At 61.9% G+C, this 17188-nt stretch carries 23 protein-coding genes; 11 read left to right on the top strand and 12 right to left on the bottom strand.

Annotated elements, in window-relative coordinates; all coding sequences use genetic code 11:
* The first annotated feature begins 15 nt into the window (after positions 1-15).
* The gene (locus EEQ99_RS11580; protein WP_097623270.1) at positions 16-1806 is read left to right on the top strand and encodes an ABC transporter ATP-binding protein; all 1791 of its coding nucleotides are present in this window, start codon (positions 16-18) and stop codon (positions 1804-1806) included.
* Between the two features lie 86 nt (positions 1807-1892).
* Here the strand turns inward: EEQ99_RS11580 and EEQ99_RS11585 are convergent, their stop codons facing one another.
* Positions 1893-2639 (bottom strand): glucose 1-dehydrogenase, encoded by a 747-nt coding sequence (locus tag EEQ99_RS11585; protein WP_047614089.1) that lies wholly within the window; start codon positions 2637-2639, stop codon positions 1893-1895.
* A 107-nt stretch (positions 2640-2746) separates the two neighbouring features.
* On the opposite strand from EEQ99_RS11585, the gene EEQ99_RS11590 reads away from it, so the two are divergent.
* Positions 2747-3103, top strand: a complete 357-nt coding sequence (locus EEQ99_RS11590) for an ArsR/SmtB family transcription factor (RefSeq protein ID WP_047614087.1) — start codon at positions 2747-2749, stop codon at positions 3101-3103.
* Between the two features lie 17 nt (positions 3104-3120).
* On the opposite strand, the gene EEQ99_RS11595 is transcribed toward EEQ99_RS11590, so the two are convergent.
* The 3 genes from EEQ99_RS11595 to EEQ99_RS11605 all read right to left on the bottom strand — a co-directional run bounded on the left by EEQ99_RS11595 (position 3121) and on the right by EEQ99_RS11605 (position 4527).
* Positions 3121-3324 (bottom strand): cold-shock protein, encoded by a 204-nt coding sequence (locus EEQ99_RS11595; protein ID WP_047614086.1) that lies wholly within the window; start codon positions 3322-3324, stop codon positions 3121-3123.
* Between the two features lie 152 nt (positions 3325-3476).
* Entirely contained in the window at positions 3477-3950 is a 474-nt protein-coding gene (locus EEQ99_RS11600; RefSeq protein ID WP_097623271.1) for a nucleoside deaminase, read from the bottom strand.
* A gap of 127 nt (positions 3951-4077) precedes the next feature.
* Complete coding sequence (locus tag EEQ99_RS11605; protein WP_047614085.1) at positions 4078-4527, bottom strand: VOC family protein; 450 nt, start codon at positions 4525-4527, stop codon at positions 4078-4080.
* Between the two features lie 51 nt (positions 4528-4578).
* Here EEQ99_RS11605 and EEQ99_RS11610 point away from each other — a divergent pair, with 51 nt between their 5' ends.
* Positions 4579-5181: a TetR/AcrR family transcriptional regulator gene (locus tag EEQ99_RS11610; RefSeq protein ID WP_097623272.1), complete on the top strand. Its 603-nt coding sequence runs from the start codon at positions 4579-4581 to the stop codon at positions 5179-5181.
* 78 nt (positions 5182-5259) lie between these two features.
* On the opposite strand, the gene EEQ99_RS11615 is transcribed toward EEQ99_RS11610, so the two are convergent.
* On the bottom strand, positions 5260-6198 hold the full coding sequence (locus tag EEQ99_RS11615; protein ID WP_097623273.1) for an AraC family transcriptional regulator: 939 nt from the start codon (positions 6196-6198) through the stop codon (positions 5260-5262).
* Between the two features lie 70 nt (positions 6199-6268).
* Here EEQ99_RS11615 and EEQ99_RS11620 point away from each other — a divergent pair, with 70 nt between their 5' ends.
* On the top strand, positions 6269-7108 hold the full coding sequence (locus EEQ99_RS11620) for an oxidoreductase (protein ID WP_127430446.1): 840 nt from the start codon (positions 6269-6271) through the stop codon (positions 7106-7108).
* A gap of 47 nt (positions 7109-7155) precedes the next feature.
* On the opposite strand, the gene EEQ99_RS11625 is transcribed toward EEQ99_RS11620, so the two are convergent.
* From EEQ99_RS11625 to EEQ99_RS11635, 3 genes are all read right to left on the bottom strand, one after another.
* Positions 7156-7389 (bottom strand): hypothetical protein, encoded by a 234-nt coding sequence (locus EEQ99_RS11625; protein WP_097623275.1) that lies wholly within the window; start codon positions 7387-7389, stop codon positions 7156-7158.
* Positions 7386-7706, bottom strand: coding sequence for a hypothetical protein (locus EEQ99_RS11630; protein WP_097542782.1), 321 nt, complete (start codon positions 7704-7706; stop codon positions 7386-7388). The genes EEQ99_RS11625 and EEQ99_RS11630 overlap by 4 nt, the downstream gene beginning before the upstream one ends.
* A gap of 75 nt (positions 7707-7781) precedes the next feature.
* Positions 7782-8501 carry an SOS response-associated peptidase gene (locus tag EEQ99_RS11635; protein ID WP_047614460.1) on the bottom strand — a complete coding sequence of 240 codons (720 nt, stop codon included), beginning with the start codon at positions 8499-8501 and terminating at the stop codon, positions 7782-7784.
* A 197-nt stretch (positions 8502-8698) separates the two neighbouring features.
* Here EEQ99_RS11635 and EEQ99_RS11640 point away from each other — a divergent pair, with 197 nt between their 5' ends.
* Both EEQ99_RS11640 and EEQ99_RS11645 read left to right on the top strand, forming a co-directional pair.
* On the top strand, positions 8699-9289 hold the full coding sequence (locus EEQ99_RS11640) for a TetR/AcrR family transcriptional regulator (protein ID WP_047614076.1): 591 nt from the start codon (positions 8699-8701) through the stop codon (positions 9287-9289).
* A gap of 69 nt (positions 9290-9358) precedes the next feature.
* The gene (locus EEQ99_RS11645; RefSeq protein ID WP_063476548.1) at positions 9359-9952 is read left to right on the top strand and encodes a DUF308 domain-containing protein; all 594 of its coding nucleotides are present in this window, start codon (positions 9359-9361) and stop codon (positions 9950-9952) included.
* A gap of 107 nt (positions 9953-10059) precedes the next feature.
* Here the strand turns inward: EEQ99_RS11645 and EEQ99_RS11650 are convergent, their stop codons facing one another.
* Positions 10060-10548 carry a RidA family protein gene (locus tag EEQ99_RS11650; protein WP_063476547.1) on the bottom strand — a complete coding sequence of 163 codons (489 nt, stop codon included), beginning with the start codon at positions 10546-10548 and terminating at the stop codon, positions 10060-10062.
* Between the two features lie 175 nt (positions 10549-10723).
* Between EEQ99_RS11650 and EEQ99_RS11655 the strand changes: the two genes are divergently transcribed.
* Both EEQ99_RS11655 and EEQ99_RS11665 read left to right on the top strand, forming a co-directional pair.
* Complete coding sequence (locus tag EEQ99_RS11655) at positions 10724-11422, top strand: TetR/AcrR family transcriptional regulator (protein WP_097623277.1); 699 nt, start codon at positions 10724-10726, stop codon at positions 11420-11422.
* A 324-nt stretch (positions 11423-11746) separates the two neighbouring features.
* Complete coding sequence (locus EEQ99_RS11665) at positions 11747-12136, top strand: response regulator (RefSeq protein ID WP_097542785.1); 390 nt, start codon at positions 11747-11749, stop codon at positions 12134-12136.
* 219 nt (positions 12137-12355) lie between these two features.
* On the opposite strand, the gene EEQ99_RS11675 is transcribed toward EEQ99_RS11665, so the two are convergent.
* Entirely contained in the window at positions 12356-12805 is a 450-nt protein-coding gene (locus EEQ99_RS11675; RefSeq protein ID WP_373289072.1) for a hypothetical protein, read from the bottom strand.
* 164 nt (positions 12806-12969) lie between these two features.
* Here EEQ99_RS11675 and EEQ99_RS11680 point away from each other — a divergent pair, with 164 nt between their 5' ends.
* Positions 12970-13953 carry a phosphotransferase enzyme family protein gene (locus EEQ99_RS11680; RefSeq protein WP_127430448.1) on the top strand — a complete coding sequence of 328 codons (984 nt, stop codon included), beginning with the start codon at positions 12970-12972 and terminating at the stop codon, positions 13951-13953.
* Between the two features lie 132 nt (positions 13954-14085).
* Here EEQ99_RS11680 and EEQ99_RS11685 read toward each other — a convergent pair whose 3' ends face one another.
* Complete coding sequence (locus EEQ99_RS11685; protein WP_047614066.1) at positions 14086-14343, bottom strand: GlsB/YeaQ/YmgE family stress response membrane protein; 258 nt, start codon at positions 14341-14343, stop codon at positions 14086-14088.
* Positions 14344-14496: 153 nt separating this feature from the next.
* Entirely contained in the window at positions 14497-14709 is a 213-nt protein-coding gene (locus EEQ99_RS11690; protein WP_127430449.1) for a hypothetical protein, read from the bottom strand.
* 325 nt (positions 14710-15034) lie between these two features.
* Between EEQ99_RS11690 and EEQ99_RS11695 the strand changes: the two genes are divergently transcribed.
* Together EEQ99_RS11695 and EEQ99_RS11700 are read left to right on the top strand one after the other, a co-directional pair.
* Positions 15035-15718 carry a winged helix-turn-helix domain-containing protein gene (locus EEQ99_RS11695; RefSeq protein WP_063476543.1) on the top strand — a complete coding sequence of 228 codons (684 nt, stop codon included), beginning with the start codon at positions 15035-15037 and terminating at the stop codon, positions 15716-15718.
* Positions 15719-15757: 39 nt separating this feature from the next.
* Entirely contained in the window at positions 15758-17158 is a 1401-nt protein-coding gene (locus EEQ99_RS11700) for a HAMP domain-containing sensor histidine kinase (RefSeq protein ID WP_127430450.1), read from the top strand.
* The last annotated feature ends 30 nt before the right edge of the window (positions 17159-17188 follow it).

Genomic DNA, 17188 nt, shown 5'->3' on the forward strand with positions numbered 1-17188 from the left:
GGCCGAGCGATTAAAATGACTCGCAAGAAGCTCGATTTCCGCGCCGATGCTTATCGCCATGTGCTCGGCTTTGTTTTCCATCATTGGCGCCACCGGCCTGTCCTGGTGGGCGCGATCATCGTGCTGGTGATTGCAAGCACGCTGGCCGAAGTCATGGTGCCGGTTTTCTCCGGCCGGATCGTCGATGCCATTGCCGGCGGCAATGCGGCGGATGGTGCGCTCAGCGCCTTCGTCATCGTCGTGGCGCTCGGCCTGACCAGCGTGGCGCTGCGCTGGTTCATCTTCAACGGCATCATCCGGCTGACGCTGCGCACCATGGCGGATGTGGTCAATGACGGCTTCCACAAGGTGCAGCGGTTCTCCACCGACTGGCACGCCAACAGCTTTGCCGGTTCGACGGTGCGCAAGATCACCCGCGGCATGTGGGCGCTCGACGCGCTCAACGACCTGCTGCTAGTCGCCCTGCTGCCGTCCATCGTCATGCTGGTCGGCGCCAGCATCGTGCTCGGCAGCTATTGGCCGGTCATGGGCCTGATCGTCGCTGTCGGGTCGCTCGTCTATATCGGCGTGACCGTGGCGCTTTCCATGGGTTTCGTGTCGCCGGCGGCAAGGCTTGCCAATGCCTGGGACACCAAGCTCGGCGGTGCGCTGGCCGATGCCATCAGCTGCAATGCGGTGGTCAAGGCCTTCGGCGCCGAGAGCCGCGAAGAGCGGCGGCTGGGCCATGTGCTCGCCAGATGGGACAGCCGCACGCGGCGGACGTGGAAGCGCGGCACATTGAGCGGCACGATCCAGGGCTTCATGATGGTTTCCATGCAGGCCGGCATTTTGGGAACGGGCCTGGTGATGTGGCAAAAGGGGCTGGCGACACCCGGCGACATCACCTTCGTGCTGGCGATGTTCTTCGTTCTGCAAGGCTATCTGCGCAATGTCGGCCAGGACATCCGCAACCTGCAGCGTGCCGTCAACGATATGGAAGAGCTGGTGCTGCTCGACAAGATGCCGCTTGGCATCGAGGACAGGCCGAACGCCACGCCGATCAGGATTGGCGAGGGCGAGATCGTCTTCGATCGCGTCACCTTCCAGTATGGCGCGCATCCCACTCCGCTTTATGAGGACTTTTCGGTCACCATCAAGCCGGGTGAGCGCGTGGGCCTGGTGGGGCATTCGGGTTCGGGCAAGACGACCTTCGTCAAGCTCATCCAGCGCCTCTTCGACGTGAAGTCGGGTTCGATCCGCATCGACGGGCAGGATATATCAGGGGTCAGGCAATCCAGCCTGCGCGGCCAGATCGCCATCGTGCAGCAGGAGCCCATCCTGTTCCACCGCACGCTGGCGGAAAACATCGCCTATTCCAGGCCGAACGCCTCGCGGCGCGAGATCGAGCAGGCGGCGAAACAGGCGAGCGCCCACGACTTCATCATGGACCTGCCCAAGGGCTATGAGACGATGGTGGGGGAACGCGGCGTCAAACTGTCGGGCGGCGAACGGCAGCGTGTCGCCATTGCCCGGGCCTTCCTGGCCGATGCACCGGTGCTGATCCTGGACGAGGCGACCTCGAGCCTCGACAGCGAGAGCGAAGTGCAGATCCAGCAGGCGATGGAACGGCTGATGCACGGCCGCACCACGCTTGTCATCGCCCATCGGCTGTCGACGGTCAGGGCGCTGGACCGGCTGCTGGTCTTCGACAAGGGCAAGATTGTCGAAGAGGGCGACCATCAGGCGCTGATCCGGCTCAAGGACGGCATCTATCGCCGGCTGTTCGAGCGGCAGGCGCTGGAACTGACCAAGGGCCTGGTGGCCTGAACCGAAACGCCAGGGCGATGCTCTGGCGTTTCCTTTCTGCATTGGTGTCGGCGTGCGCCATCACTGCGCACGCGGGCATTGGACGATCAGCGAAAACCGCCGCTGGCGGCCAAGCGCTCGCCGGTCAGCCAGCGGGCATCGTCGGAAGCGAGGAAGACCGCGACGCCGGCGATATCGTCCGGCTGGCCGGTACGGCCGAGCGGCGTCTGGGCCACCAAGGTCTGCTCGAAATCCGAGCCGATGACGCCGGCGGTGTGCGTACCTTCGGTCTCCACGATCCCGGGCAGGATGGCGTTGACCCGGATCTTGCGCGGGCCGAGCTCCTTGGCAAGCACGCTGTTGATGCCCTCCACGGCGCCCTTCGTGCCCGTGTAGACCGAAGAGGCCGGCGGCGCCAGGCTGGTGACCACCGACGAGATGTTGATGATGCTGCCGCCCTCGCCGAGATGCTTGGCCGCTGCCTGGGAGGTCAGCAGAACGCCGAGAACATTCACGTCGAAGATGCGCCGATACTGCTCCTCGGTCACCTCTTCGATCGGCGCGAATTCATAGACGCCGGAGTTGTTGACCAGCACGTCGAGCTTGCCGAACTGCTTGACCGCAGCATCAACGAGCCCCTGTGCCTGTTCGGCTTTCGAAACATCGCCCTGGACCGCGATGGCCTTGCCGCCGGCCGCGTGGATCGCCTCAACCACGGCGTCCGCTCCGGCCTTGCTCGAAGCGTAATTCACCACCACCTGTGCACCCTCTGCCGCAAAAGCCTTGGCAATCGCAGCGCCGATCCCTTTGGAGGCGCCGGTGACCACGGCAACCTTTCCCGTGAGCTTAGCCATATCGAATTCCTTTTGACTCGGACGGCCGTCGGGAGTGGCGGCCTTGTTCCGTAGTTCAGAAATTCGGAACTATTGATCTTGATGTCAAGTGCGGCTATATAAAATTTATGCGACCGCTCTTTCACCCAGCATTAGAGGACATCCGGCCCGAAGCGATTCTCTATGCGCTTGCCGATCCGGAGCGCGCCGCAATTTTCGCGCAGCTTGCCGGTGCTGCCTGCGGCAGGACGTGTTCTGCCCTCGCGGAGTTCGGGGAGCGCGTCATCCCGAAGTCGTCGCTGTCGAATCATTTCAAGGTATTGCGGGAGTCGGGGCTGATCGTCAGCGAGCGCCAGGGTGTGGAGATGCTCAATCAAACCCGCTGCGCGGAGCTCGACGAACGCTTCCCGGGCCTGATCAAGGCCATTCTGACCGCTTACGGCCAGTTTCCCGGGCAGTTGAAGGGGCGAACGCCCCCTCAATAGTCGGCATTGCCGCCCGGTCAGAGGACCGAGACGTTCTCAGCCTTGGACTTGCCGGTCTTGCGGTCCTGTCCGACCTCGAAGCTGACCTTATCGCCTTCGCGGAGCGAACCGCCGCGTTGCAGGGCAGAGACGTGAACAAACACATCCTGTCCGCCACCCTCAGGCGTGATGAAGCCGAAGCCCTTGTCGTCGTTGAAGAATTTAACCGTACCCGTTGGCATAAGAGCCTCCTGTTTCGTTCGTCCGGATTGCGAAGCGGACGCTACAGCGCCAGCGCTCGACTATCAATGGCGAGCATGCAGATCACTGCTATCTGGGCTTCAATTGTGCCCATGATTGTGACCGAGAGGGAGCGTCAAAGGACGCAGGCGCTCTAAGCCTTGCCCAGATGCTTCGGCCAGAATTGCTGATGGACGTCGGCGGCTTCGTCTTCGAGGTTCGTCGGGCCAACCACGGTGACGGTGCGCGCGCCGGTTTGCAGCACCGCCCGGCTCGGCACGTTCAACCCGATCCCGGCGATCTCGCCAAGCCGCGTTTCCGAGCAGGCAAACACCATGCGCCCGATGCCCGACCAGTAAATCGCCCCGGAGCACATCGCGCAGGGCTCGGTGCTGGTGTAGAGCGTGCAGTCAGCGAGAAACGCCGTGTCGTAGTGCTGTGCGGCCAGTTTAACCAGGTTCATCTCGGCATGGTTCGTCATATCGTGGCCGGTGAAGACGCTGTTTTCGGCGCGCAGGATGACTTCGCCGTCCTTCACCAGCACCGAGCCAAATGGTTCGTCGCCGCGTTCCATCGCGGATTTCGAGAGCGCGATCGCCTCGCGTAAAAACGGCTCGTGGTTTTCCATCAGGGTCCCCCGCTAGAGCGAGATGATCTTGTCTTGAATCGGTGGGATTTCCAAGGCTGCAAATCCGATTCAGGTCGGCGATCTCTAGCCACAACCGTCATTTTCTCTCATCTCGTCGCGGCGGCGCTCATGCCGACATGTCCTCGTTCCAGCGGCGTTGCATCTCCTCGGGCGTGACCTGTTCGATGGTTTGCGACAACATCCAGCGATGGCCGAAGGGATCAAGCACCTGCGCCACCCGCTCGCCAAAACTCTGGTCGGTCGCCGGGCGCAACATCGTCGCCCCGGCCGACAGCGCCTGGGCCAGTGCGGCGTCGGTCGACGCCGTGTCCATGTGGAAGGTTACCGGCGAGCCTCCGACGGTATCGGGAGAAAGGGCGCCGAAGTCCGGATATTCGTCCGCCAACATCATCAGCGTCTCTCCGAAACGCAGCTCGGCATGGCCGATCCGCCCGTCCGAGGGATCGGTCATGCGGAAGACTTCCGTGGCGCCGAACGCCTCCTTGTAGAAGTCGATGGCGCGTGCCGCATCCTTGACGATGAAGTAGGCGCTCACTTTTCGGGCAAAACTCGGCATGGATGATCCTCCTTGACTGGTTTCTTTAATAACGTTACGTATCGTAATGATATGAGTCAAGAGCGCAGTGCAACACCTAGGAAAAGAGGGCGGCCGCCAAGCGCTGCCGCGCAGAGGCGCGCCTTGGAGGCCGCCCATGAAATCCTGATGGCCGAAGGTTTCGGCCGCATGACGATCGAAGCCGTGGCGGCGCGGTCCGGTGTCGGCAAGCCGACGATCTACCGATCCTGGGCCAATGCGCAGGAACTGGCGATGGCCGCTCTTCTGGTCAACCGGCTCCCGGAAACGGAGGTTGGAGGGGCCACTGCGCAGGCGGCTCTCGGCGCGCAGATGAGCGGATTGGTGACGGCCTTTGCGAGCACGCGCGGGCGGCAGATCACCATGGCACTTGCGGCCGCCGATCCGGAAAGCGAATTCACCAAGGCCTTCCGCAATCGGGTGATCCTGTCGAGCCGCAACGCCGGTCGTGTCATCCTGGAGCAGGCTCTGGCTCGCGGAGAGATCGTGGCGCCGCCTGATATGGAGGCGCTGCTCGACATGATCTACGGACCGGTCTTCTTCCGGCTGCTGGTCGGCCATCGCCCGGTCTCGCCGGAGTTCGGCGATGCGATCGTCAGGACTGCGTTGCGGGCCGTTACACCGTCGGGCGCATGAATCCTCACGTCGCCATCGGCGGCGCCGGTATCCCGCCTGCCCGCTGACCGCCGCTGCGCAGGCGGCCGATCCCATGGCCTAGCCGCGATCGTCACCCGGCTCGCCGAGGTGGCGCTGGACCCACTTGATCTCTTCCGAGGCGGTGCGCCCGAAATGCCGTTTGAAGTCGCGGCTGAACTGCGCCGGGCTGGCGTAGCCGACCGAAGCCGCGACCTCGGCGATCGTTCTCGTCCGGCGCGCGATCATCAATCTTGCTTCGTGAAGCCGCATCGCTTTGACATATTGCATTGGACTGTTGCCGGTCAGATCCTTGAAATGGACATGGTAGGAGGGAACGCTCATGCCCACCTCTCTTGCCAGATCGGTGACGGCAATCTCCAGGCCATAGTTTTTCCGCAACCAGGCGAGGCTCCGGATGATCTTTCCGGATCTGCCTTTCTGCTGGAGGGCGGCGATCATCGCGCCGCCTTGCGGACCGACCAGGACCCGGTAGTGCAGCTCGCGCAGAATGCCGGCGCCAAGCACGGCAATCTCAACGCTGCTGCGTAGCGCCGTCAGCAGGCGCAGCAGGACGTCCTCGATATCGCCATCCATCCTGCTCGACACCAGGCTTCTCGGCTCGTCGCCCGGCAGTTCGGCATGCTGTTCCACCTGCAGCGCGATCTCGGCTGCCATCTGCATATCGAACTCGACATAGACCGCCAGCAATGGCCGCTCGGGACTGGCCGTCGACGTCATCCGAAACGGGACGGGCAGCGACACCGCCAGATAATGCTCCTCATCATAGAGGAAGACCTCGCCTTCGAGGATGCCCTGCTTGCTGCCCTGCAAGACGAAAACCGCGCCGGGCTTATAGAGCACCGGGATGTCGTGGAGCACGGCTTCGGTGCGCAAGATGCGGACGGAATTGAGCGCGGTCGGATTGTATCCGTGACGCGGCGCGAGACCTCCGGCCAGCGCGACCATCTCTCGCCGCTTCGATCGGCCGCGATCGCCTGACATAGGATTTGGCAACATAATTAGAGAATCCGCAATCGAAGCACCGGGTTCCTCATACTATTTGTCAAATCCCACCCTCAATCAAGGAATGTTTGCCGATGTCACGAAAGACCCTTTTTTCATCACCGGATCGAATTCCGGCTTCGGGCTGGCCATCGCTTCTGCGGCAGTCCAGGCCGGCCACACGGTGATCGGCACCATGCGCTCGCAAGCCTCGCGCACAGCGCTCGCCAAAACCCTGCCTGCCCTGCGGCCGGTCCTCTGCGACGTCACCGCGTTCGACCGTATCGATGATGTCGTCCGGCAGGCGGAGGAGGAGCATGGGCCCGTCGACGTGCTGATCAACAATGCCGGCTACGGCCATGAGGGCGTGCTCGAGGAGTCGCCGATCGAAGAGATGCGGCGGCAGTTCGACGTGAACGTGTTCGGCGCCGTCGCCGTTGCCAAGGCATTTCTGCCACGGTTTCGCGCGCGACGCCGCGGGTTCATCGTCAACGTCACCTCGATGGGCGGCATGATCACCATGCCCGGCATCGCTTATTATTGCGGCAGCAAATTTGCGCTTCAAGGCATATCGGAGGTGATGCGTGCGGAAATGGCTCCGTTCGGCGTCCATGTGACGACCCTTTGCCCCGGCTCCTTCCGGACGGACTGGGCCGGACGATCGATGGTGCGCACAGCGCGGTCCATCGCCGACTATGACGCCCTTTTCGATCCGATACGCCAGGCGCGACAGGCCGTCAGCGGCAAGCAACTCGGCGACCCCGCCAAACTGGCGGCGGCGGTGCTGGAGCTGGTCGAATCCGATAATCCGCCGCCGCAGCTTCTGCTCGGCAGCGACGCCCTCAGCCACGTGTCGGACAGGATCGCTCGCCTGCAGCAGGAGATCGAGGCGTGGAAATCCCTCACCGTCTCGACCGACGGCTGACGGCAGAGGCTTTGCTTTCCGCTTCAACGCGGGATCATCAGCCAGCTTCAGTGGATGATTTTCCCGGCCGCCTCCAGCTTCCGCCTGAGCGCCTGTTCCTGTTCGAATGTCTTGTGCGGGAAATGTTCCCAACACCACCAGCGCGTCGGCACGGCCGGGGATGGGCTGTGGCCCCAGCCTCCCCATTCCTTGCAGCGTGTGCCGTCGGCAAGCCGGTGCTCGCAATAATGCTCGACGATCACATTGGCGCCGGGCGCGCTCGAATGGCCTTCAATGCTCATGGCTGCGCCATCCTTGATTTCCCGCTCTTGATGCTCTCATAGATCATTTCCAGCCGCCTCGAGGCGACATAGGCGCTGTCCTCGTATCCGGCCGATGGCCAATCCAATCGATGGCTGCCGTCAGCCGCCACGATCCAGAACCAGCGATTATCGATCCCTCCGCCTGCCTGTGACCGGAATATCCTTCCGATCTGGGTATCGCCGTCAAAAGCGACGTAATCGTCGCCGGCTTTCTCCTTCCAGGCGTGCCGCCATTTGTATTTGATTTCTCGGCCACTGACATGTTCCCACGATTTCCATGTGATTTGTTCTGGCATGCGTCGTCCTGTCCTCTCGCGAGGTATCTCTTTGACCGCATCGTTGATGGATGGCTCCCGCCCGAGCCGGTGAATTCAGATCAGCGTCGGTTCCGGATCGGGGTCGATCGGATCGATGATGTCAGCCGTGTCATTCTTGGGCGAACCCACATTGCGGCCGATCGGCCACATGGTCATCAGCTCCGCCGGGAACGGTTTCATCAGGTCGTTCGGATCAGGCTCCGGCGACAGCCAGCGCTCGTAATCCTCGCGGTGCAGGACGACCGGCATGCGGTCATGGATCTGCGCCATCATCGCATTCGGCTCACAGGTCACAATCGCAAAGTTCCGGATCTCGATGCCGGCAGGATCTTTCCATATCTCCCAGATGCCGGCGAGCGCGAAGGGCGAGCCGTCGGCCATGGCGATCGCATAGGGCTGCTTGTTCTTGCCCGTGCCGAAGATATCCTTCCATTCGAAGAAACCGTTGATCGGCACCAGACATCGCCGCGATCTGTAAGCCGAGCGGAACAGGCCATTGGTGGCAATGCCCTCGCAGCGCGCATTGATCGGCGGCGGCCGGCCACCCGGCTTCATCCATGCCGGCATCAGCCCCCAGCGCGCCGAGGCGAACACCGGCCCCATGACATCCGGCTCGCGGACCATGTCGCGAATGATGATCGGATAATCCAGCGTCGGCGCGCCGTTATAGCGCGGAAATCGGTTCCCGAGTGCATCGATCGCGCCGCGCTCTGCGAAGGCGAAATTGCGCACCAGTTCCTCAAGCGATGTCTTGATGTAGACGCGGCCGCACATCCAGAACTCCATTCCGCATATTAGATGTTCTGATTATGTTCTGGGTATTCGAGGCGAGTCAAGGCCGGTCGCTACAACCGACGCCGCCAACGCTTTTCGCCCGTATCAAGGCGAAGTCCGTCAAGCTCCGACCAAGGGGATGGAGAAATTCCGCATTTGGCTTGACAGCCTTCCTACTGGAAGGTAGATCAAAAGCCATGAGCAACCTTTTGACGACGTCCGACGAGATCCTGGCTTCCGCCCGCGCACTGATCATGACCGGAGGCTATAACGGCTTCAGCTATGCCGATATCGCTGCCGTCGTCGGGATTCGCAAGGCCAGCATCCATCACCATTTTCCGAGCAAAACCGACCTGGTGCGCACGCTTGTCGTGCGATATCGCGAAGATGCCGAAGCGGGTATCGCCGGCCTCGAGCAGCAGGTGCGGGATCCGCTGGCGCTTCTCCAGGCCTATGCCGGCCACTGGGCCCAGTGCATCGAGGACGCCAGCAGGCCTTTTTGCGTCTGCGCCCTGCTGGCGAGCGAACTGCCGGCGCTGCCGCCGGAGGTCGCGGCCGAGGTCAAGGCGTTTTTCCGCTTTGCTTCGACATGGCTGACCTCGGTGATGGAACGAGGTTTGAAGGACGGGAGCTTGAGACTGTCGAGCGAACCGCGCGTCGAGGCTGAGGCCTTCATGGCCTCCGTCCATGGCGCCATGCTGTCAGCCCGGGCTTATGGGGCTCCGGAGATCTTCGCCACCATTCTGGCGCCCACCTTGCAGCGCCTGTCTCCGACCGCCACTCGATAAGATCTCCGGCGACATAAGCCCGGAGCGACTCCTATGACCAGTGAAACTACCAACTAGTAGGAAGACAAAATGACCAGAGCTATTCTCCCCGCCAATGATCAAACCACCATCGCATCTGGCGATCGGGAACAGTGGCTGACGCGCTACTATGTCTCGCGCGCAGCCTTTTCCGCAATCTGGGTGGCGGCGGCTTTGACGGTCGGGCGCCAGTCGCCTGCCCTCGCGGCGGGTTTGCTGATCCTCTATCCGGCCTGGGATGCCGCCGCCAACCTGGTCGACGCGGCGCGCAATGGCGGCCTGGCAAACAACCGCAGCCAGGCGGTTAACGTCATCGTCAGCGCGGTGACGACCGCTGCCGTGATCGTCGCGCTGACGATGAGCATGAACTGGGTTCTCGGCGTCTTCGGCCTGTGGGCCATCTTTTCCGGGCTGCTGCAGCTTACAACCGCGATCCGGCGCTGGAAGACCGATGGCGGCCAGTGGGCCATGGTCCTCAGCGGCGGTCAATCCGCGGTGGCGGGCGCCTTCTTCATCGCCCAGGCACGCATGCCGGAACCGCCGTCCATTGCCAATATCGCCGGATATGCCGGCCTCGGCGCCTTCTACTTCCTGGTTTCGGCCGTCTGGCGGAGCGTCACGCAGATGCGGCGGAAGCGGGCCTGAGCCGTCGTGCCCGCGGCCGATGGCGGCCAGAGTCCATCCTCGGGACAGGCCCTGGGAAGACAGAGCGCGGGGTGAACGTCCGTGTCGTTCACACCTGCGCCCCGCCGCTATTCCAGAATGACGACGGCTTCAACCTCGAAGAGCATGGGGTCGATCGCCAGCTTGGGAACGGGGATCAGCGTCTGCGCCGGCAGGGTTTCGCCGAACATGTCCTTGACGTTCCTGGTCAACACCTCAAGCTTGGACATGTCGTGATCGACCACGAAAACCGTGAGCTTGGCGACCTGATCCGGCCTGGCGCCGAGCCCCTCGAGAGCGGTGCGCAGATTTGCGTAAGCCTGCTTCACCTGGACGGCGAAGTCGGGCGATAAGGCCCCCGTCCCGTCCTGGCCGCCCTGCCCGGAGATATAGGCGAGCCTGGCGTCGCGGGGCACGATCACCGCCGTGCTGTAGCCATTCGGCGTCGGGTCGTAGAGGTTTTTCGGATTGACGATCTCAAGCTTGAGATCCTTCGCATTGGCTGTCGTCGCTGTGGGAATTGCCATGGTCATGATGATGAACCCTCCGATAAGCAGATGATTGATTGCGCGTGACATGATTTTTCTTTCGGGATCTGGGGATTGCGAGGAACGACCCTCGCGGCCAGCAGGATTGAATGACTCGTACAGCGTACGATTCAATGTCATCGTACGCTGTACGAGTCAATCGGTCAGGATCGACATTCCTGGCATTGTCGGTTTAGATCGGCGTTCTGATCACTAGGGAAAACGGATGGCAGCCAAACGCAGCGGCGCTGAGAGCAAACAGTCTCGACGGACGGTCGCCTCACCCCGGCAGGGGCCGGAGCCGCGCGGCGAAGCGCCCCTCTCGCTGGAACGGATCGTGGCGAGCGCGGTGGAACTGCTGGACGCCGAAGGGCTCGACGGCTTGAAGATGCGCCGGCTCGCCGATCGCCTCGGCGCGGGCGCGATGAGCCTCTATTGGCACGTCGGCAACAAGGAGGCGGTCTTCGATCTGGCGCTCGACGCGGTGCTCGAATATCGCCGGTCGCCTGAGATCGTCGCGCCCCAGGACTGGCGCGGGGAAATCATCCATATGCTCGAAGACTGGCGCGCCGGCATGCTGCGCCATCCCTGGTCGGCATCGCTTTTGCCGCGCCGGGCGCTCGGCCCGAACATCCTCAGCCGCCTGGAACTGCTGGGCAAGACCCTGTCCAAAGCCGGTGTCGCCGACGCGGATTTGAACGTCGCGATATGGTCGCTCTGGAACTATGTGATCGGCGCCACCATCACCCGGGCGAACTTCGAGCTCTCGGACGACGACAGGGCCGCCGCGCAGCAGCGCCTGACGGATCTCAGCCAACACTATCCGACAATCGAACGTTCCCGCCTGCTGCTCGACAATGATTGGGACGGCGCCTTCCGCAAAGGCCTCGATTTCCTGCTCGACGGCCTGGCTCCGAGAGAGTGAACATTCGTCATCATCACCGCCGGATCCAGTCGGAGGAAGCGCGCGGGCACCCATCACCGGGTCATGTCGATTGCGGGCCCGCAACGGCAAACTCTCGACGCCCTGCGGCGGTAAAGTCGAACTTCGTACCGGCTTCGCTCAGCTTTGCCAGACCCCAAAGGCTGGCCTCGGGACCGGCCCCGGCACGGCCGTCACAAACAACCACCGGGAAAGCGCCGGTTTGCGAACCGACATTTCTGCGGCCGCGTAGGAACCGATTGGCTTCCCAAGCGCTACACTAGCGGAGCCCCGCGAGGTTCACACTCCAATTTGACCGAGTGAGCGATGAAAAATGGCAAAGCCGTCGTCCTGGTCGTCGAAGACAGCATGATCATTCGGATGGGTGCCGTCGATCTGGTGCTCTCTGCGGGATACGAAGCGCTGGAGGCGTGTGATGCGGACGAGGCAATTCGCATTCTTGAGTCGCGAGACGATGTCGATCTGGTCTTCACCGATGTTCAGATGCCCGGCACGATGGATGGCATCAAGCTATCTCATTACATCAGGGATCGGTGGCCGCCCGTCAGGTTGATTGTTGCATCCGGCGAAGCCATCCTCGAAGAGAGCAGTCTCCCCACCGGCAGCCGGTTTTTCTCCAAACCCTACGACAACCACGTGATTACCGACGCAATGGCCCATCTGCTGTCGATCGGGAATGATGAGTGGATAAATTAAGTGTTTCCTCCCCCGCAAGCCAGCGTTCGGATGCCGGCTGAATGCAAGGAGCAGCGCTGCGGCGGTTGAGCTTGCTCGGCCTGCGGGCTCAGACTTTCCACAAAGAGGCCCGGACTGGTGCCTCGGCCGGTGACGACAGCAGGCTTACCGGCGAGGACTCCCGGCAACAGCCACACGGCCAGCAAAATTGCAACGAGTTTACGGATGGGACGCTTCACCCTAGTTCTTGATGACATTGATGTTGACGGTAACGTCCTTGATGGTTCCCTCCCCGTAGGACACTCTCACCTTATACATGTCACGTCCAAAATATCCGCTCTTTGAAGTATAGTATTCCGACACGCCGAGAGACTTCCTGGAGTTGCATTTATCGCGAATGCCGTCTCTATAATTGGGAAAAATATTCTCTTTGACGAAATCAACCGAGCCATGCGCCGGGGCTTGCACCAATTTTATCTTGGCAATCGTCGCAACGGTGCAGTTTGCATTCAAATTGTAGGACTGGCCCATTTTTGTCCGCTCCCCACTCAGAGCTCGGCTATGATCCTCAGACATAGCGATACCGTTCTTAATGGTAACGCATCCAGACAGACCTAAAATTATGGAAAGCACAGAAATCGAAATAAGATTTTCTTTGAAAAATCGCACACCCAGCATTTCGTTTTTCATCTCATAGTTTTATTAATATCGCCATTCACCTTATTCAATCAGCAGCTTATTGCAATGGTACGGGCTTACACCGCGCCCGCTCCATGGTCTCCTCGCCACCGAGAAAGACTGCCCCCCGGCGACGTCGGAAACAGCCCTCTCGCAAAGCCCTACGGACAGCGCCTATGTTCGACTTTGATCCGCTCTATTCGACGCCTCAGGTCGAGGCTGTCGAACAGTTCATCAGCAAGCACTATCCGCTTGCCGGGCCGATTTCCTGCCGATTGCTTCAACGCGGCTTGAACGATGTGTATCTCGTCGTCGGCGGCAACGGCGAGCATTATGTCTTCCGGCTTTCCCACCGCCGCGCGCGCGGTCCAGCCGACGTCAAGACCGAAACGGCATTTCTGGCGCACCTTTTGCAATCGGGCGTTCCGGTCGCAGCGTCCATTCCGACACGCGAGGGCGCGATGTTCGTTCAGGGATACGCGCCAGAGGGTGCCCGCCACGGCGTGCTCTTCCGGGCGATCGACGGCCGCAAACCGTCTGCAATGGATGCCGGCGATGCCTCGGCCAACGGCAGGACGCTTGCCCTGATGCACAATGCCGCCGAGACATTTTCGCCGGATGAAGCGCTCTATCGGCTTGACCTCGAACACTTGCTGCATCGCCCACTCGCCCGAATACGCGATAGCGGCATCGTGGAAGACGCCGAGGTCCGCAGCGATCTTGAGAACATCGCCGCGCGAACCGCAAAGGCAATCGAAGCCTTCGCCGATCTGACCTGGACTCATTGCCATGGGGATTGCCACGGCTTCAATGCGCGTATCAACGATGCCGGTGAAGCCATATTTTTCGACTTTGACGACGGCGGTCGGGGATACCTCGCTTACGACCTGTCGGTCTTCCTGTGGGCGCAAGTATCCTTTGGCCGGAAATCGACCGCCATGTGGGACGTATTCCTCGAAGGCTATCGAGCCGTCCGGCCGGTCACTCCGGATGACTTCGAAGCCGCCCTTCGCTTTGTGATCGTCCGCCACATCTGGCTGATGGGCGAATATGCAAGCCGGGCGCAGGAATGGGGAAGCGAGACTGTCGGCTGGATTGCGCGGGAAGCGCATTTCCTCAGGACGTGGGAGACCGAGCAATTTGTCGATCGTCTCTTCTGAATTCAGTCACGGCTGGTCGCTACGACGCAATTCGCGGCGCGCGCTATGACACGGAACTGCCGCGCCTCAAGCCGCGCGTGAGCGCGACCCGAGAGCTTGCTGAAGGCGGCCGGGCGGGCCGCCTCGGCTCCATCAGGCCGTACGTCTGACCATTCTGGCAACGGCGATCAGGATGCAGGCTCCGATGAAGCCCGCGATCAGATAACCCAGCCAGCCGCCCAGGGCGACGCCGAAGAGCGACAGGATAAAGTTGGCGACGATGGCGCCGACAATACCGAGTATGATGTTCATGAGCACGCCCATGTTGCTCTTCATGAGCAATTCGGCGAGCCAGCCGGCAATGCCGCCGATGATGATTGCGGCGATCCAGCCGATACCTGCATTTTCCATAGCAATTCCCCATTGTGAAATACGCCGGCTATCGCGTCTCGCAGGTCGAGCTAAACCGATTGCCAAGCGACAAGACTATAACCTTCGGCGGCGCCAGTTGGTTCCATAAGCCCCCGCCCCCAGCGGTCATGTGCGCCTCGCGATCTGATTCAGTCACCTGTCGGCCGCGGGCCAATCGTTGGAAGGTTCCTCTATCACCTCGTCGTCCGCGGGATCGGGGTCGCGCTCAAGGGCTGCGCGCAGATTGCCGATCTCCTTGATGATCGCATCGAAGACGTCCTGCTGCCTGGCCCCGGCCACAACGCAGTCGTCGACGAGATGGTCCAGCTTGGCGCGAAGCCCGACTTTCCAGTTATTTTTGCTCATGGCCTTCTCCTCCTCTGTCTGACAGTTCCCACCGCCGTTGACAGGCGGGCGGCGGCTTCCGCCTGGCGTTTCGTTGCACATCGCCGCTGTTCCTGACATCGATCGGCGGCGTCGACGATCCGCATTCATCCCGCTTTCTTGCGGACGCTTCGGCCTTTGACGTGGCGCGGCTTGTCGCCGTCGTCCAAGGAACGGCGGGAAACTATTGGCGCCCGGTGCGCCTGAAGCCGCTCCTCCCCCATCACCTTACCAATCGGTAAGTTGTGGCCAAGCCGTCCTCTCGGCTAAATCTCGCCATCCAGGCAAGTCGGGAACGATCGGGCTGATGCGAATCCTGCTTATCGAGGACGATACGAAGACGTCCGATTATATCGCCAAGGGCTTCTCCGAGGCAGGGCATGTCTGTGACGTGTTCGGCGACGGCCGCGACGGACTGTTTCAGGCGCAGCGCGAGGCCTATGACGTCATCGTCGTCGATCGCATGCTTCCGGGCCTCGACGGGTTGGCGATCGTGCGTTCACTCCGCGCTGCCAAGGTCGGCACACCGGCGCTGTTCCTGACGTCGATCGGCGGCGTCGACGATCGGGTCGAGGGGCTGGAGGCGGGCGGCGACGATTATCTGGTCAAACCCTTCGCCTTCTCCGAGCTTCTGGCGCGCGTCAATGCGCTTGGCCGCCGCCCGCCGGTGCAGGAGCAGCGGACGGTGCTGAAGGTTGCCGATCTCGAGCTCGATCTGATCCGCCGGGAGGCCCGCCGCGCCGGGCAGATGATCGAGCTGCAGCCGCGCGAATTCACCCTGCTCGAGGTGCTGATGCGCGGCGAAGGCCGGGTCATCACCAAGACCATGCTGCTGGAACGGGTCTGGGATTTCCACTTCGATCCGAAGACCAGCGTCGTCGAGACCCATATCAGCCGGCTGAGAGCCAAGGTCGACAAGCCGTTCGAGGCCCAGCTTCTGCACACCGTCCGCAACACCGGATACAGCCTGCATGCGCCTCGAACAGGATGATTTCAGGCCCATCCTGTTCGCAATTTAAAGAGTAAGAGCATGATGTCGTCCGAAAACCGCGCACACTTTTCGGCATCATGCTCCAGCCTGCGCAGGAGCACGCCGTTCCGGCTTGCCGTCACCTTCGGCGTGCTGTTCGTCGTCGCCTTCATCTTGAGCGGCACGATCATCTATCACATGCTGCGCCTCGGCCTTGCGCGCGATCTCGAACAGTCGCTGGGCGAGATGAATTCGCTGATCGTCTCGACCTACGAACCCAATGACACCGAAGACCTGGTCAACACACTGAACAATTATGCGAGCTTCCAATCGACCTCCGACGGGCTTTATTCGCTGACCGATGCAGGCGGGCGCAAACTTGCCGGCAATTTCGCCGCACCCCGCATCCCGAACGGCGTCTATACCGTCACCTCCAGGGATGTCGGGCTGAAGGGGCATGAACGCTATCGGATGCAGGTGTCGACCATCGGCCCCTACAGCCTGGTGGTGGCGGAAAACTTCAACGATGTCGACGAGATGCTGCGGATCGTGCTGGTGAGCTTCGAATGGGCGGCCGCGATCGTCGTGGCGACCGCGATCGGCGGCGGCGTCTTTCTTGCCGTTCGTGCCCAGGCGCGGCTGGACAGCGTCGCCCACACGATGAACGACGTCTCGCACGGCGCGCTCGACGCCCGTATCGCCATCAGCGGCAACGGCGACGATCTCGATATGGTGGCGCTCCAGATCAATGCGGCGCTGGAACGGCTGCAGCGCTTGGTCGAGAGCATGCGGCAGGTGAGCGCCGATATCGCCCACGACCTGAAGACGCCGCTCAACCGGCTGCGCCTGACGCTGGATGCCGCAGTGGCTGGAAATGACCGGCAGGCGGATGTTTCGGCTCTGCTTGACGAAGCGAGACACGAGAGCGACCGGATCAACGCCACCTTCGAGGCGCTGCTGCGCATTTCGCAGATCGAGGCCGGCGCCCGCAAGGAGCGTTTCCAGGCGACCGACATCGATGCCGTGCTTGCCGTGATTTCCGAAGTCTATGTCGATGTCGCGGAAGATGCGCGCCAGTCCTTGACGATCGCGGAGCGCTGTCCCGCGCTCATTCGGGGCGACCGCGATCTGTTGATGCAGATGATCGCCAACCTGGTGGAAAACGCGATCAACCACTGCCCGGCAGGAACCGACATCACGGTTTCGCTCCGCCGCCAGGGCGGCCACGCCGTCCTCTCGGTCGCCGACAGCGGCCCCGGCATTCCCGCCGGCGAAAGGGACAAGGTCTTCCGGCGTCTCTACCGGCTAGACAAGAGCCGCACGACACCGGGAAGCGGCCTCGGACTCAGCCTCGTCAAGGCCATCGCCGAGCTGCATTCGGCTGATATCACCATGGCGGACAATCATCCCGGCCTCATCGTTTCGGTTAGCTTCCCGCTGATGCCGGGGGAGCGGTCCTGACCGCTCATCCCCGGGGGAGCGGTTCTAGCC

The sequence above is a fragment of the Rhizobium anhuiense genome (genome assembly GCF_003985145.1).
In the GTDB taxonomy this organism is placed as follows: Bacteria; Pseudomonadota; Alphaproteobacteria; order Rhizobiales; family Rhizobiaceae; genus Rhizobium; species Rhizobium anhuiense.